At 50.0% G+C, this 16,430-nt stretch carries 14 protein-coding genes; 3 read left to right on the top strand and 11 right to left on the bottom strand.

The features are described from left to right. Positions 1 to 198: 198 nt before the first annotated feature. Complete coding sequence (locus tag NF212_RS10930) at positions 199 to 1,068, bottom strand: DUF6920 family protein (protein ID WP_434355510.1); 870 nt, start codon at positions 1,066 to 1,068, stop codon at positions 199 to 201. Between the two features lie 409 nt (positions 1,069 to 1,477). Here NF212_RS10930 and NF212_RS10925 point away from each other — a divergent pair, with 409 nt between their 5' ends. From NF212_RS10925 to NF212_RS10915, 3 genes are all read left to right on the top strand, one after another. Continuing rightward, on the top strand, positions 1,478 to 2,686 hold the full coding sequence (locus NF212_RS10925; protein ID WP_434355508.1) for an MFS transporter: 1,209 nt from the start codon (positions 1,478 to 1,480) through the stop codon (positions 2,684 to 2,686). Positions 2,687 to 2,855: 169 nt separating this feature from the next. Beyond that, positions 2,856 to 4,022 (top strand): tetratricopeptide repeat protein, encoded by a 1,167-nt coding sequence (locus NF212_RS10920; protein ID WP_434355506.1) that lies wholly within the window; start codon positions 2,856 to 2,858, stop codon positions 4,020 to 4,022. Positions 4,023 to 4,221: 199 nt separating this feature from the next. Further along, positions 4,222 to 4,707: a hypothetical protein gene (locus NF212_RS10915; protein WP_434355504.1), complete on the top strand. Its 486-nt coding sequence runs from the start codon at positions 4,222 to 4,224 to the stop codon at positions 4,705 to 4,707. Positions 4,708 to 4,795: 88 nt separating this feature from the next. Here the strand turns inward: NF212_RS10915 and NF212_RS10910 are convergent, their stop codons facing one another. The 10 genes from NF212_RS10910 to aroF all read right to left on the bottom strand — a co-directional run bounded on the left by NF212_RS10910 (position 4,796) and on the right by aroF (position 16,410). Next, positions 4,796 to 5,320 carry a type II secretion system protein gene (locus NF212_RS10910; RefSeq protein WP_434355502.1) on the bottom strand — a complete coding sequence of 175 codons (525 nt, stop codon included), beginning with the start codon at positions 5,318 to 5,320 and terminating at the stop codon, positions 4,796 to 4,798. Between the two features lie 384 nt (positions 5,321 to 5,704). Beyond that, positions 5,705 to 6,790, bottom strand: a complete 1,086-nt coding sequence (locus NF212_RS10905; RefSeq protein ID WP_434355500.1) for a DUF4331 family protein — start codon at positions 6,788 to 6,790, stop codon at positions 5,705 to 5,707. A 369-nt stretch (positions 6,791 to 7,159) separates the two neighbouring features. Further along, complete coding sequence (locus NF212_RS10900; protein ID WP_434355498.1) at positions 7,160 to 7,783, bottom strand: class I SAM-dependent methyltransferase; 624 nt, start codon at positions 7,781 to 7,783, stop codon at positions 7,160 to 7,162. An 892-nt stretch (positions 7,784 to 8,675) separates the two neighbouring features. After that, entirely contained in the window at positions 8,676 to 9,494 is an 819-nt protein-coding gene (gene trpA, locus NF212_RS10895) for a tryptophan synthase subunit alpha (RefSeq protein WP_434355496.1), read from the bottom strand. Then, complete coding sequence (trpB, locus tag NF212_RS10890; RefSeq protein ID WP_434355494.1) at positions 9,494 to 10,684, bottom strand: tryptophan synthase subunit beta; 1,191 nt, start codon at positions 10,682 to 10,684, stop codon at positions 9,494 to 9,496. Before trpB ends, trpA begins: the two co-directional genes overlap by 1 nt. A 9-nt stretch (positions 10,685 to 10,693) precedes the next feature. Further along, positions 10,694 to 12,079, bottom strand: a complete 1,386-nt coding sequence (gene trpCF / locus NF212_RS10885; protein ID WP_434355492.1) for a bifunctional indole-3-glycerol-phosphate synthase TrpC/phosphoribosylanthranilate isomerase TrpF — start codon at positions 12,077 to 12,079, stop codon at positions 10,694 to 10,696. Positions 12,080 to 12,081: 2 nt separating this feature from the next. Further along, a complete protein-coding gene (gene trpD, locus NF212_RS10880; RefSeq protein WP_434355490.1) occupies positions 12,082 to 13,080 on the bottom strand; it encodes an anthranilate phosphoribosyltransferase in 999 nt (332 codons plus the stop codon). Between the two features lie 104 nt (positions 13,081 to 13,184). Beyond that, positions 13,185 to 13,802, bottom strand: a complete 618-nt coding sequence (locus NF212_RS10875; RefSeq protein ID WP_434355488.1) for an aminodeoxychorismate/anthranilate synthase component II — start codon at positions 13,800 to 13,802, stop codon at positions 13,185 to 13,187. Further along, entirely contained in the window at positions 13,799 to 15,400 is a 1,602-nt protein-coding gene (locus tag NF212_RS10870; protein ID WP_434355486.1) for an anthranilate synthase component 1, read from the bottom strand. Before NF212_RS10870 ends, NF212_RS10875 begins: the two co-directional genes overlap by 4 nt. After that, complete coding sequence (gene aroF / locus NF212_RS10865) at positions 15,397 to 16,410, bottom strand: 3-deoxy-7-phosphoheptulonate synthase (RefSeq protein WP_434355484.1); 1,014 nt, start codon at positions 16,408 to 16,410, stop codon at positions 15,397 to 15,399. The genes NF212_RS10870 and aroF overlap by 4 nt, the downstream gene beginning before the upstream one ends. Between the last annotated feature and the right edge of the window lie 20 nt (positions 16,411 to 16,430).

Genomic DNA, 16,430 nt, shown 5'->3' with positions numbered 1-16,430 from the left:
GCTGGTAACACCTTTGGACGAATATCGTGTTTCCATGTTTCCGCCCGGTGCAGTAAAAAGTGGGTGCTGGTATCAAAGGAATCGCTGTCGCTGATTTCTGTATGGTTGTATTCAACGACTTTAATCCTTCAGGCAAAACGGAGGAGCCTATAAATAAAAAAGGCTCCGTTATTGTGAAGAAGTCCTATATCTACAACGCTACTTGAAGGAAATGGCTGAGACCTCTCCTTTCCAGAACGGATAAACCTTTCCATCCGCTGCCCTTGATATCACAAAGCGGTGGGGAATCATCATGCCGTTAACCAGACGGTAGTCTTCCCTGAGTACATGTTCGCCAGATCCGTGATACGGCGTGTTGAGATCCCCGTCTTTCTCCGCGGCAAAGGACTCAAGGCTTCCATCCTCACGAAATTTCGCAACCATGGATGCACTCATCCCATCATGGTTGACCGTGGCGCGGGCATGGTATTCGTCAATCGCCTCCCAAGTAACTAATCCTACGGGGAGAAGGGCGGATGGGTAGAGTGGCGCTTCCAGCAGCCAGCGTCTCAGCGAAATCCGGTTAAGCTCTGGTGTCTCCCTTTCATCAACCACAGTGAGTGTGGAGAGAATCTTGGCTTTCATTTCCATCTCCCCGTTATAAAAGGCATCGTAGGCTCTTGCCCATATACCGGGGATGATTGGGGTTGTCGCGGAAAATACAAACGCCGGACTGTTTACCGCGGCGGTTTGCTCTGCAGTAGTAAAAGCGAAAGTACTCTGCTGCGGTCGGCGAAAATCACCCTCCATTGTCATTTCAACGGCATTGAATCTCTTGGCAGGTTCAATAAAAGTAAAATGGAAATAGCGTTGAACCGGAGCGGGTAAAGCATCAAATTTCTCAGGATCATATTGTGTGGCGGGTAGTTGCTCACTTACTGACAGAACATAGTCCGTGTGACGGCTAATATCGGCCTCGGTGTTGTAAGTAAAGAGCATAACGGTGCCTGCAAAAATGGTGATGAACCCCAATAACCAATAAATAGCTTTGCCGGCAGTGCCTTTGTGGTAGTAGCTAACAAGTTCCATTGCATTTCCCTCCGTTATTCTGATGCAGATTCAAGGCTACGAATCTTGATTGGGAGGCGCCTTATCATTTGTTAAGTCCAAAGGATTGTTTGGGTGAAATATAGGCAAATGCATGTGGTGCATGGCTTTTATGATTCTAATTCATTTGCTTCATGTCGTACTAATCCCTAACCTACGCCGCTTTCCTGCACTGAGGCCACCATGTTTTCTCAATCACTGACTGCGCAATTGGTGCGCTGGTTGCTTTTGCTGGGCGTAACCCTGTTTGCCGTTCATTACTGCGAGCCGTTGCAACAGGCGCTCTCAAAGCATGCTGTGAACGGTGGATGTCATCAGCAAAACTCTGGGATCAAAACACACGGGAAATAAGGTCTCGCCTCAGTAAAACAACATACTAAAAGGTAAAATAATGAGCATTTTCCGTTTCCCGCTATTGGTATGGCTGGGGATAGGGATTTTGATTATCAGCCTCGGGATAAGGCAATCTTTCGGTATCTTTATGATGCCTGTCAGCGAAACATTCAATACAGGGCGTGAGTTTTTCAGTTTAGCCATTGCCGTTCAAAACCTCATGTTTGGCGCTTTCCAACCCTTTATCGGCATGGCTGCTGATCGATTCGGTGCCCGGCGTATCATTGCCCTGGGCAGTGTTGCCTATGCGCTGGGTCTTTACCTGACCTCTGTTGCCACCAGTTCCGGTATGCTCTACCTTTCCATCGGAGTGCTGGTTGGACTTGGGCTGAGTGCAACCAGCTACGTCATTATTCTGGGTGCCGTTGCGAAAGTGGTGCCGGCAGAACATACAGCCAAGGCTTTTGGACTGACAACGGCTGCCGGTTCATTCGGCATGTTTGCAGTTATACCAGGGGCTCAGGCACTGCTGGCAAACTTTGACTGGCAGGCAGCCATGCAAGTGTTTGCGATGGTATGTGCGGTGATGCTGGCGTTTTCTGCCTTCATGAAAACCGGCAAAAATACTGCAGCAACAAACGCAGTTGATGATGCCCAGACTCTGAGCGATGCATTGAAAGAAGCGTTTCACCATCGGGGATACTGGTTTATCCATGCAGGGTTCTTTGTCTGCGGTTTCCAGGTGATGTTTATTGCTACACACCTTCCGAGTTATATCGCAGACAAGGGGCTGCCGGGCAACACAGCAGCAATGGCTCTGGCCTATGTGGGAATTTTTAACATCTTTGGCTCGTATTTCTGGGGGCTGATGGGTGACAAGTTCAACAAGCGATATGTAATGAGCAGCCTTTACCTGATGCGGGCAGTCGTCCTTTCATTGTTTGTCTTGTTGCCACTGACGACCGAAACAGCGACGGTATTTGGCGCTGCAATTGGTTTTTGCTGGTTAGGTACTGTGCCGTTAACCTCAGGCCTGGTACGCCAAATATTCGGGCCACGTTACCTTTCAACTTTATACGGCCTGGTATTTTTTACCCATCAGGTTGGCAGTTTTATGGGTGCCTGGGCCGGTGGCAGAATATATGACTACTATGGTTCATACGCCCCGATTTGGTGGGCAACAGTTGTATTAGCTATTGCCGCAGCATTGTTGCACTTACCAATTGATGACAAGCCGTTGGTGAGAACCTCTCTTCAACCCGCATAACTGTATACCCAATCCACTCTCGCTGAAAACTGCACCTTGAGGTGGTTTGGGTATATATCTCTTTTGAACCGGACCATGGAGTCCGGTTTTAGGGTCTAACTCCCTCAATGTTTGACAGTCGACGCTTTGAAATTCAAAGTCGTAGATAGTGAACAAAAGGGGGCGTCCAATGTTAAAACCACTTTTTGCCATTATTTTCCTTGCCGGCGTAACGGTTACCCCGGCTTCTGCTGCAGATCGTCAGGCCGATTTAGCGAAGGTACAGGAGCAACTCCGTGCCGCGCTGGATAACCGGAAAATTTCATCAGAAGAATATGTTGCGCTGGAAAATGGGTATCAATCGCTGATAAAAAAGTATCCTGACTGGTGGGTGGGCTATGATGGTTTAACAACTCTGGCTCTGTTTCGGAATGACTGTGATGCGGCAATCGAGTACGCAGTTGCGGCAAACAGGATCCAACTAAATATGCCTTCCTATTTCGCGCTGACGGTTTGTTACAACATAAAAGGTGAAGGCGAAAATGCCCTCTTTGCTGCCAATGCAGCGTACGATATTGATCCCTCTGTTATTCAAAATCCCCAGTACCTGATACATGCAGCCAATGCATTTACGACAGCCGGCAAATATGAGGTAGCCAAAAACTTACTTGCCAAGGCCATTAGGGAAGCGCCAAGTATCAAAAAAGACCAAAATTTTTTGGTCGCCGGAAATACGTTAGCGGAAAAAATGAGGGTAGCCAACAATGGTGTAAAAGGGGGTGAATCTGATATTGAGAAGTTGTGTGAAGGGGAGACAAGACCGAAGCAAATACCCCTTATTGAGACTGATGGGTTTTCCTATGAAACCAACAAAGACAGGTTTTATTGGATGCGCACCCTTATGTCGACAAATTTCCAGTTCGTTGAATTTTGTGTGAATGAAAATGAAGTGCACACTGGAGCGCCGGAAAAGGGCTGTTGGCGAGTCTCAAAATCGCCAAAAAATGATTCATGTAATCAGGCCGTCACTGACGAGTACGGTAACTGGGCAGGCTATAAACACTTTTTTGAGAAAAACTGCCTTGTGTCAGAAAAAATCCCGCGGCTGGACGCTGACTACCATCTTAGTGCCAAAGAAGAGAAAGTCCTTACGATCAATGACAAAAAGTACGTGACCAAGCATACCCAGAGTGTGTTCGATACTGCCGCAAGCAAAGTAGTAAACCAGGATGTTTACTACCTTAGATACACTTATACACGCATGACGGGAAAGTATGCCAATTCACCATTGTGCAAGCCATACGTGCCTAACTGGCGTTGGCATTGGGTGCTGCCTGCCACGTTACGGGCACAATGACTATGTACCCAAATTACTTTAAGGAAAAAGCCTGTAGGAATGGTTGTTCCCTTGAAGTGGGTATATGGATTTTGACTCATATTGATCTGCTGAAAACAACCAATTCTACCTATATACCAATACGCAATATTTTGAAAAAATCACACGTGTAACTGAAGCAGATAATACTTTTAAATTTGGGATGGAAACCGGGGGCATAATGTCTTTATCAGGGAAGGTTAAAAAAATAGCGTTACTTGGATATTTTGGTTGTTTGATGGGACTATCAACAGAAACGCTAGCTCTTAGTTTCAACGATATACATAAATGCCGGGCACTCTTAGATTTTCTTTCAGAGAATAAGTTGAGATCTTCAATATCAGTATACCCTGAACAAGATATGGCTAAAATAAAAGATATATTGCAAAAATATAACAAAGATATTCAGGGAAAATATCTTGATCCGGCGTTGGATGAAGCCAGCGGTGGTGACGCGGGGAAACGCAAATTGTTTGAGGACAAGATTTCTGAAAACCACCAAATCATGGTCAACAACTTGGGAAAAAGGTACCCCGATAGCCGTATTTACACAGAATTCGTCCTTTCATTAAACAACTGTGTGAAAACAGTCCGCCCCTCAGAATCGCTCAAGAAACCACTTAATGACATCTCAGATAAGATGCTGTCTATGGCATTGAAGAAATAAAGACTCCCCTATCATGCTTTTTATATGGTGGGGTATGGCTTCAAATCAGATAAGAATTTTCTTTCAATACTCTCCTTCTGATACCCGCTTAACTGGATGTATCACGATCAATCACTACACTTCCGTTTCTGGAGTCATAGTCAATATTCAGTGTTGGCAGGGGGTTATATTTGTAGGTACATTGGTCAGGATCGTTATAAATTGCCTGGTAAAGGGAATCGTTTTTACTCGAGGATTCCGAAATGCTGGGTGCATTTGCGTACAGTGCTCTCCAGACGGACAGGCAATCGTCAACGTTGTTAAGCCTGGGGCTGCTTTCAGCCTCAGTATTGTATTGTTGTGCAGGGTAACCCCATAGATTAATGTCTATTTGGCCTGATGCTCCGCTGCCATACATCTGAAGGTCATCAATTGGCCCACCACCATTTGAAACCAGTGCTTTCGCATAGGCTAAACCAATGGCAGATCTAAATGCAGCCCCTGTTCCCGATACTGCAGCAATATGGGCATCTTTTGAGAAATTCAAAAACCGTGGAGCGGCAGTGACAGAAAGTATCCCCAAGATAACAATGACAACTACGAGTTCGATTAAAGTGAAACCATTTTTATTCAATTTGAATCATACCTTCATTCTTAAGTTCGAAATAAATTTAATGAAGAGTTTTAACGCATATAAAGAAAGTTAAATATAGTAGTTGAATAAAAACCTTTAATGAATCGTAAAACATGATACAGGACAACATCAAGCAATAAAGTTACAGCGTTATTTACCTATCTGCTGACCACATTAGTAATATGATATTGTGAATTGCCTTGGAAATTATTTAAATTAAGTGGATGAAATGAACTTCCAAATAAATAACTCTGATCATGTAAATGATTTATACATCCATTAATATGAGCAGTATTTTATAAGTGTGGTTTTTGGAGAGATTCTGGTGTAGGTAAAGAAAAAGGCATGTCATTTAATGAACACGCCTTTTATGGGAGTAGGTAATTACTCGCCGGTAACCGGAGTAACGTAAGGGAACGTGGCTGGATGGCGGTCAAACTGGTTTGCATGGTCAGTGACAGCCCTGCCCATGAAAATGCTCAGTGCCGTATCCATTGCGTCATCTCCTGGTTTTCGGCCATTGATTGATTCGCGTCCCTTAGCTGAATCATAGGCGTATGCCGCTTTAGTCCCTGTCTTATATGGGATCATATCCGGGAGCAGTTTGGCGGCAACTGCATCAGCGTATTCGACAGGGTCTGCAATCTTTCCGTCCAAAGATACGGCTCGCAAGACCATACCGGACACAGCGTAAGCGCGGGCGTTGTCTGTATCCGGGCGATGTCCTACATGCTCTGCAATTTCGAGATTATTATTTGCCATAAAAAGGTGAGTCATCAGCGGGTTGGCAAGACGGTTTACCTGAACCCAGGTATCGACATTGTACATTGCGCTGGTTGCGTAAACGTATATCTCCGGCGGAAGCATATCATTGGGTATTTCGGTAACAATTATGCTGCTTTGGAGGGTGGCGAACAGGTCAACCCCTTCATTGAAAGATGCAAGATCCAGTGCCCCCTGCGCAAGTTTAGTCCGGAATGCAACAATGCCTCCAGAGTTGCCAACAAAGGGATCACGAGCAGCACCTGCCCATACTCGCATTCCGTTGTTGAATGTGGTTTCTTCTCCCACAGTTGCTCGGCCGACCTCCTCACCTTTGGTGCCGACAGCCTGATTCGCACCAGAGGCGATACCAAACACCAACTGATCTCCTTCAAGGTAAGCAGTGACTGTCAGGCCGCCTGTTTCCATCTGAGGGTTGCTGGCAATGTGCACGCTGTAAACACCGTTGCTGCCAAACTTGGCAACGCCATCTTTTCCGGTTGTCGGGTTGATATCGACAATAAAAGTGGTGTACCCACTTTTTTCTGATTCAAAAACATAGAGATCGGTGAGGTCATACTCAGGGTTTTGTTGTGTGAGGAGACTTTCGAAATGATGGCTGGCCTGCACTGGAGGAAAAATCACAAACAAACAGCCAAGTAACAGAGCGTTTACGTAGGGTTTTAGTGTAATCCCGTTGTGTAACATGTTCTTAGTCCGTGAATTTATTGAGTGCATTTAAAGTAGTTCGATCTGGGGCTTAAAATTGGTTTTGGAATGAGACAGAAACTGTGTATGACGTTATGCGGGCGGTAGCTGGCGTTTTTAGGCAACACGCGATGAGGCTTATTCTGGGTTGACGGAGTTTTTTTAACGTTGTCTTTTAAAGGGAAGGTCTCACCCATGACCATAACCCGCAACTAGGTAGTCAAAAACATATTTTGTTATTCAGACCACGGCGAGATGGTTGGCGAGCCTTTGTAGTACCACAACGGTAAACTGTCCGCATACTAACTAATGGTGCTGTGCCATCGGTTAGGCGGCACATTGTTTACTGTAATCAAAGGCGCTCTGCGGTCAGGTTGCCGACTTTCTTGCCACAATAAACACAGAGTCTTTTCCCGGCTGCCATTCCTGTTCAATAGTAAACCCAGCGTTGGTGAGGGCGGACACCAACTCCGGCTTGCTGAACCTGTTCACATAAGGTGCTTTGCCAATCCACTGCAATACGCTGATAAAGACGTGGAAAAAGACGTTGAGGTTACCGACAAGTGCGGTACTAGATACAAAGATGCCACCGGGCTTTAGCAGGCTATATACTTTTTCTGATGTTCCCTCAATATCCTCCAGAAGGTGAAGAATATTCAGCCCAAGTACAGCGTTAAAGCTTTCCGGCTTAAGAGGCAGAGTCTCTAACGTCCCTTGCTGAAAGCTGATATTTTGCACCCCGGTATCATCAGCCTTTTTCCGGGCGATCTCCAGCATTCCGTCAGATAAGTCGGTTGCAACGATATGCTTCACAAGGGAGGAATGGTGGATCGCTGTTGTCCCTGTCCCGCACGCAAACTCTAATACCTCCCAGTCAGGCTGGAAGTACGCCTGCGTCATTGCCAGCTTTTTCCGGTAATCCGCTTCATTCCTGACCGGCCGCTTGGCATAGCCTGGCGCGTTTTTGTTCCAAAAGTCCTTGGGGTTGATCATGTCGACTAGGCCCTATTATTTGGAGAGTTAAGAAGTATGGTTCGATCCGCAAGAAAGAAGCTTCACATAGCGAGTATCTCAAACTAACAATATCTTCTCAGTTTTACCCATGATACAACACAAGAAACCATGGGTAGCCATGCTGTTGTAACATCAAGATCAAATACATCACCACATCAGGCTGGGTATAACGGCAATTGTATGTATATCAACTAATAAGTGCTGTGCCATATTCGATTATGGCGAATATGAAAATATCGGATATGACTGCTACAAATAGTGAGAGTGTAGTAGTACTGAAATTCTCTTGATAACATGCTGATTAATTAATACTAAACGACTTCTCAGGTGTGAAGTCGTCATTACATAACTATGTACTGTAAAACGAGAATAGCATTATTCTTGGAAGGGAACATCGTGGTTTGAAATGGCAAGCTTATTATATTTATCTACTGTGTAGTTAAAAAATATGCAATGGGAAGTATTAACAAGTTGCGCACAAAGTATCTGATTACCATACGACGGTAAAAATCAATCACATCGAAACGTTGATATTTTAGTAACAATACAATTGTAGCAACGATTAATGCCACGAGACCAAATGTAGGTAGTTTTGCGATCAACTTGTTGATGGAGATTATGACCTGAATCGCATTGAAGAAAAAAGCGAATATAATGGCTGTGAGAATCATTGAATATAGAAGCATATCCAATTCAACTCCTCATTTTAAATGGTTACTTAATTTTAATGCCAACAATGTTGCATATCTAAAATAAAGACTATTACCATGATAATATCCGGGTTTCTATGTATGCAATTGATAAGTGAACAATAAATTAAAAGCCGCTCAATTGAACGGCTGGAAATAATAGAAAATAAATTGAATATCGTTTAACGCACACTCCCGCCTTTCATCCCTTCAACAAACTTCCCAAGCTTCTTCAGCATGACCTCAGGTTGTTCGCTATTCTGCTCGATGATTTTCACCACGGCAGAGCCGGAGATAGCGCCTGCTGCGCCAGATTGTATGGCTTCCCTAACCTGTGACGGTTCAGAAATACCAAAGCCGAGAAGTGGGCGAGGGGCATTGTATTTTTTAAGGCCTTCCAGCAGGTCGCCGATAGGTTTACCGGCTTTGGTTTCTGCACCAGTGACGCCTGCACGTGAAACCAGGTAGGTGTAGCCGCTGCCGTTTTCGGCGATGGCTTTCATGGTTTCTTCATTGGCATTTGGCGGGGCGATATAGATAGAGTGAATGCCATGTGCACAGGCGGCATCGCGGAACGCTTTTGACTCACCGATTGGCACATCGGCAATCAGCACGGAATCCACACCGGCTCCGGCGCAGCGGGAGAAGAAATCATCGATGCCACGGGCATAAACCAGGTTCGCGTAAATAAGCAGACCAACAGGGATATCCGGGTAGGCTTCGCGTACCTTGGCGAGAATATCAAAGCAAGTATCTGGTGTCGTGCCGCTGTGAAGCGAACGCAGGTTGGCTCCCTGTATGGTCGGGCCGTCTGCAAGGGGGTCAGAAAACGGGAAGCCAAGTTCCAGGGCATCCGCGCCGTTTTCTACCAATGTATTGATGATTTGCAGGGACAATTCAGGGTTTGGATCGCCGATGGTGACAAACGGGACGAATGCACCTTCACCTTTGGCATCCAGGCGCTCGAACATTGCCTCATAACGTTGAGAGAAGGCAGCCATCAGATCACTCCTTTGTCTTTCAGAATATCGTGGACGGTGAAGATATCCTTGTCACCGCGGCCAGACAGGTTTACCACCAGCAATTGCTCTTTTTCCGGGTTCTCTTTTGCCATCTTCAGGGCGTAAGCCAGTGCGTGGGCAGACTCCAATGCCGGGATAATGCCTTCGTGGCGGGCGAGATCCTGGAAAGCATCCAGCGCTTCGTCGTCAGTAATGGCACCATATTGTGCGCGGCCGGTTGCGTTCAGGTGGGCGTGCTGCGGGCCGACAGACGGAAAGTCCAGACCAGCGGAAACCGAGTAGGATTCTTCCACCTGACCGAAGGTATCCTGCATCAGCGGGGCTTTCATCCCGAAGAAAATACCGGTTTTACCGTGCTTGAGCGGTGCGCCGTGTTGATCGGTGTCGATACCCAGCCCGGCTGGCTCAACGCCGATAAGGTCAACATCGGTGTCATCAATAAAGTCAGCAAACATGCCAATGGCGTTTGAACCGCCGCCGACACAGGCGATAACGGCATCCGGCAGGCGGCCTTCTTTTTCCTGGATCTGGCGTTTGGTTTCTTCGCCGATAATTCGCTGGAATTCACGCACAATGGTCGGGAACGGGTGAGGCCCGGCGGCAGTACCCAGCAAATAGTGGGCGCGGTCATAACTGCCGGTCCAGTCGCGCAGGGCTTCATTGCAGGCATCTTTCAGGGTGGCAGAACCGGAGTGCACTGGAATCACCTCAGCACCCATCAGGCGCATGCGGAATACGTTCGGGCTCTGGCGTTCAACGTCTTTGGCACCCATGTAAACGCGGCATTTCAGGTCGAGCAAGGCACAGGCAAGGGCGGTTGCCACGCCATGCTGCCCGGCGCCGGTTTCAGCGATGATTTCATTTTTGCCCATCCGCTTGGCAAGCAGCGCCTGGCCAAGTACCTGGTTGGTCTTGTGCGCGCCACCGTGGAGCAGGTCTTCACGCTTGAGGTAGAGCTTGGTTTTGGTGCCCTTGGTCAGGTTCTGACAAAGGGTTAACGCAGTCGGACGGCCGGCATATTCTGTCAGCAGTTCCATAAACTCTTTTTTGAATGCCGGATCTTCCTGCGCTTCGATAAAGGCGTCTTCCAGTTGGTCGAGCGCCGGGACCAGAATCTGCGGGACAAACTGCCCGCCATACTCGCCGAAATAGGGGTCTAACTTACTCATTTTCTTCCCTTAATAATCGCGGACTGCAGCCATTGCAGCCTGAATCTTGTGTGAATCTTTAACACCCGGCGCGCTTTCCACCCCGGAGTTGAAATCGAGCCCAATACAGCCAAGGCTGGATGCCTCACCGGCATTTTCAGGTGACAGGCCACCGGCCAACATCACATTACTGCGGGCGTCATCACTGAGCAGCGACCAATCGAATGTCTGGCCCGTCCCGCCGCTCTGCGCCCCGACCTTGCTGTCGACCAAATGGCGGTCGGCGCTGAATTTGTCCAGCTCTGGCGCACTGTTACTGACGCCATGGGCTTTCCAGATTTGGCAGGCTTCCGGCAGCAACGGCCTGAGTTCATTGATATAGGCGTCGTTTTCGTCGCCGTGAAGCTGGACTGCTGCAAGGCCAAGCCGGGATGCGATGCCTGCGACGCTATCTGCGGGCTGGTTGCGGAACACACCAACATAGCGTAGTGGCGCACCCTCGATGACGGCTTTTGCCTTTGCCTCATCGACATACCGCGGGGAGGCTTCGACGAAAATCAACCCGCCGTACACAGCGTTGGCGTCGTAAACGGCTTTGGCATCTTCTGCGCGTGTCAGGCCACATACCTTGTTTTGCCCATATAACACGCCGCGTACTGCAAGTTCCAGATCGTCCTCCGCCATCAGGGAACTGCCAATCAGGAAGCCCTTGGCATAGTTGGCAAGGTCACGGACTTGCTGGTGGGTATAGATACCGGATTCCGAAATCACCACGGTACCTCCTGGCAGTTTGGGTGCCAGTGCTTTGGTACGGTCAAGGTCGATGCTCAGATCGCGAAGGTTACGGTTGTTAATACCGACTACCCTGGCGCCAAGCGCCACCGCTCGGTGCAGTTCTTCCTCATTGCTGACTTCGGTCAGGATGCCAAGGTCATACTTTGCCGCTTCTGCTGCCAGCTCGCGGTATTCGTCATCGTTCAGGACTGACAGCATCAAAAGGATGGCATCAGCGCCGTAATGGCGGGCGAGCTTTACTTGGTAGGTATCGACCATAAAGTCTTTACACAAAACCGGGCAGGGGACCTGGCTGCGAACCTGCGGCAGGAAATCAAAGTTGCCCTGGAAATATTTTTCGTCGGTCAGTACAGAAATGGCGCTGGCATGTTTGCCATAAACCCCGGCAATGTAGTCGAGGTTGAAGTCATCCCGGATAAGCCCTTTTGATGGCGAGGCTTTTTTGCATTCCAGAATGAAAGCAGTGCGGCCACCGTTGGGTTGCTCCCCAGCCAGCGCGTCGTAAAAGCTGCGGTCAGACGGAACCAGTGATGCTGCAAAAGTTTCAGTCGGTTGAGCCTGTTTCCGGGCCTCAACCCAGATACGTTTGTCTGCAACGATTTTTGCCAGTACGGTTTCCATGTTTAACCTCGTGCTGCCAGTGCTTCGACCAGCGAATACGGTTTACCACTTGCCATCACATCCAATGCCTGTTGGGTGTTTTGCTTGAGATCTTCCTGCCCGAACAGGCGAAGCAGCAGCGCAACATTGGCAGCTACTGCGGCAGTGTGGGCGCGTTCGCCATTGCCTTGCAGGATCTTGGTAATGATGTCGCGGTTCTCTTCGGGATCGCCACCCTTGATGGCTTCAAGCGGGTGGCTTTCCAACCCGAAGTCTTCCGGGGAAAGCGTATATTCTTCAATTTTACCATCGCGGATTTCAGCAACCTGCGTCGTGCCGTGGATAGCCACTTCGTCTAGGCCGCTGCCGTGAACAACCGCAGCGCGTTTCATGCCCATTGAAACCATGGTTTCTGCAATCGGGCGGATCAGTGCAGGGTCGTAGACTCCCATCAGCTCAATTTTCGGACGCGCCGGGTTAATCAGCGGGCCAAGAACGTTAAAGAGGGTGCGGGTTTTCATGGTCTGACGAACCGGCATCGCGTGGCGGACACCGCTGTGGTACTGGGGGGCGAACAGGAAGCAGACACCGAGGTCATCCAGCGCACCACGGGCAGTTTCCGGTTTCATGGCGAGATCAATACCGAATGCTGCCAGCAAGTCGGAAGAGCCGGACTTGCTCGACACACCGCGGTTACCGTGTTTAGCGACCTTCACGCCACAGGCGGCGGCAACAAAGGCGGCAGTGGTAGAGATATTGATAGTGTTGTGGCCGTCGCCACCGGTGCCAACAATATCAGCGAAGTCGTAATCCGGCGTCGGGAACGGGTTGGCGTTTGCCAACAAGGCTTCCGCTGCTCCCGCAATTTCATCCGGCGTTTCGCCCTTGAGTTTCAGTGCTGTCAGGGCTGCTGCCAGCAAGATAGGATCCAGCTCGCCTTTGATAATGGTATCGAACAGTTCGTGGCTCTGCGCCTTGTCGAGTGACTGCCCGTTATAAAGTGTGTTGAAGATAGCATCCATGTTGTACTCCTTCCGTATTTCTTTCGGTCCTGGGTAACTCGGCCCTTGGACCTGGGTATTCGTCTGAATTCTTTGGTTTTGTAAGCTTCTGATCTTCCTAGACCCTAGGACCCGCTTTTCCCAGTGCCCGTTTTTAAAATCCAGTCAATGGTATTCACCAACAGGTCTGCGCCGTGTGTGGTGAGGATGGATTCCGGGTGGAACTGGTAGCCGACCACTCTGTCGCTGTTGTTCACGACAGCCATTGCCAGGCCGTGGACATCCGCGATGACATCCAGCTCGTCGGTGACTTTGGTAGCAACCAGCGAGTGGTAGCGCGCAATACAAAGTGGGTTGGGCAGTCCGGCAAACACCTCGTGGCGGTTTTCGCCTTCCCCGAGTGACATTTGGGAGGACTTGCCGTGGACGATTTCCCCGGCACCGGCGACGACACCACCATAAGCTTCAACCAGCGCCTGATGACCCAGGCAAATCCCAAGCATTGGCACTTTTCCTTTCAGCTTTTGGATAAGAGCGGGCATGCAGCCTGCGTCTGACGGCGCACCCGGGCCGGGTGACAGCACCACAACCGGGTTTGCCAGTTTGCTGATAGCTTCCACAATGGCGTCGGCATCGATGCTGTTGCGGTAGATGGTGACCGGGTAACCCAGTGAACGGAATTGGTCGACCAGGTTGTAGGTAAATGAATCGAAATTGTCGATAAGGACGATTTGAGCGTTCATGACCGGCCTCCCTGCTGTTCGGATGGGGTTGAGCCGGAATGTGCGCGGGTTATGGCTGTGATAACGGCCTGTGCCTTGCCGCGGGTTTCGTCAGCTTCCGCCTGTGGGTCAGAGTCAAAGACCACACCGGCACCGGCCTGGACCTGCGCCACACCGTCTTCAACGTAGGCAGAGCGGATAACGATACAGGTATCCATATCGCCTTTGCCGGTCAGGTAGCCCACCGCGCCGCCATAGCTGCCTCGGCGCTGTTGCTCGAATTCCCGGATAAGCTGCATGGCACGGATCTTCGGCGCGCCGGTCAGGGTGCCCATGTTCATGCAAGCCTGGTAAGCGTGCAGGGCATCAAGATCATTGCGAAGCTGGCCGACAACGCGGGAAACCAGGTGCATCACGTGGCTGTAGCGGTCAACTTTCAGCAGGTCGGCTACGTAGCGGGTACCCGGCTCGCTGATACGCGCAACGTCGTTGCGGGCAAGGTCAACCAGCATCATGTGCTCGGCGTTTTCTTTTACATCGTTACGCAGTTCCAGCTCGATACGGGCATCAAGATCCAGGTTGACAGAACCGTCCGGGTTTTTGCCGCGACGGCGGGTGCCGGCTATCGGGTAAATCTCAACTTGGTTGGTGTCTTTGCTGTATTTCAGGGCACTTTCCGGCGATGCACCGAACAGGGTGAAATCCGCATCGTGCAGGTAGAACATGTAAGGGCTGGGGTTGCCAATTTTCAACTCGCGGTATGCTTGCAAAGACGAAGGGCAAGGGAGCGTAAACCGGCGGGATGGTACTACCTGGAAGACATCGCCGCTTACCACGTACCGCTTCATATCCACCACTGCCTGGCAGAAATCAACATCGCTGACCGACGGTACAGCCTGGATGTTTTCAACCGTTTCAGCCGAGGGAAGAGGCTCATCTGACATGGCGCGCTCGCGCAGTGCCTGCAGGCGACGGCTCAGGTCATAGTAGTGGTTTCCGGCTTCATCACCGCCAAACAGGGTGGCCTGTAACTTACTGCGGGCACGTTCGTGGTCAACGACAAGCAGGGTTTCTGCCACATAGAAAAGGTAGTCCGGACAACGCTGGTCACTGCCAACCTGCGGCAGGGGTTCAAATTCTGCAACCAGGTCGTAGGCAAACAGGCCACCAATAAACAGCGCTTCCCGAGGGTGACCTTCAAGGTTCAGGGATTGCTGTACAAGGCGAAGTGCCTCAAAAGGGGATGGCTGGCGAAGGCGCTCATCTTCATCCAATGCACGGTCTTCACCGGCAAAGGTCAGCACAATTTTGTCTGCTGAGGCATCGCTCTTGCAGTTCAGGCCGGAAAGCGCCGGAACCAGAGCAGACAACAACTGCTGGCCGTTTCCGGTCAGCGCCTGGAGTTCAACGGTCCGGCCACGGCAGATAATACGTACTGCCGCGTCAACCAGCATCAGGCTTTTCAGGTTCTGCTTGGAGTCAATCTCCGCTGACTCAAGCAGAAGGGTATGCGGTCGGTCACCGCATACATCGTGGTAAAGTCGGGTCGGGTCGGCGACATAAGGCACGTCCAGGTTAAGGACTTCAAGCTCGCCGCGTCCCAGGCTTATATTCTTCACAGCGTTCTCCCTGCTGCTTCCACAAAGGGCTTCAATTCCTGCATCAGCTGGGCGAACATTTCGCCTGTCAGGGCCTGGTGGCCATCTGACAGCGCCTCACATGGGTTGAGGTGACTTTCTACAATCACACCGTCTGCGCCTACCGCAGCTGCGGCGCGGGACAGAGGGATAACCAGTTCACGGACACCGGTTCCGTGGCTGGGGTCGACCAGAACCGGCAGGTGGCTGCGCTGTTTCAGGTAAGCCACCGCGTTGAGGTCGAGTGTGTTGCGTGTTGCCGTCTCGTATGTGCGGATACCACGTTCGCACAGGATGATATTTGGGTTGCCGGCATCGTAAATGTACTCTGCAGCCAGCAACAACTCCTCGATAGTGGCGGAAAGTCCGCGTTTTAACAAGACCGGTTTTTCACTTTCACCCACAGCCTTTAACAACCCATAATTCTGCATATTACGGGCGCCAATCTGAAGGCAGTCGACATATTCAGCGAGCAAATCAACCTGGCTGACTTCCATCACTTCAGAAACAGTTGGCAGCCCGAGTTGGGTGTTGGCTTTTTTGAGCAGTTTCAGCCCTTCTTCACCCAGCCCCTGAAAATCATACGGGCTGGTGCGCGGCTTGAATGCGCCTCCGCGAAGGGCGACGGCACCGTGCTTTTTCACCACTTCGGCCACGGACATTAACTGCTCTTCGGTTTCAACCGAGCATGGCCCTGCGATAACGGCAAATTTCTCGCCGCCGATAGCGGCATTGCCGATTTTTACCGTGCTGTCATGGGGCTGTACTTCGCGGCTGACCATCTTGTATTTGGTGAGGATGGGTTTGACTTCCTCGACCACCGGATAGGCATCAAAGTGGAGTTTTTGCAGGACGCGCTCGTCACCCAAGGCACCGAGCACGATGCGCTCGACACCCGGCATGTAGAGAGGCTTCAGGCCGGCTTCTTCAATGCGGGCGAGAATCTGTTTGGCATCCTGTTCTGTGGCGGTTGGCTTTAATACGATAATCATGGTGCGCGTCCCTGTTCTTA

Origin of the sequence: Parasalinivibrio latis (assembly GCF_036825535.1) — a bacterium.
Classification (GTDB): domain Bacteria; phylum Pseudomonadota; class Gammaproteobacteria; order Enterobacterales; family Vibrionaceae; genus Parasalinivibrio; species Parasalinivibrio latis.
This window is presented reverse-complemented; position numbering and strand designations above follow the sequence as displayed.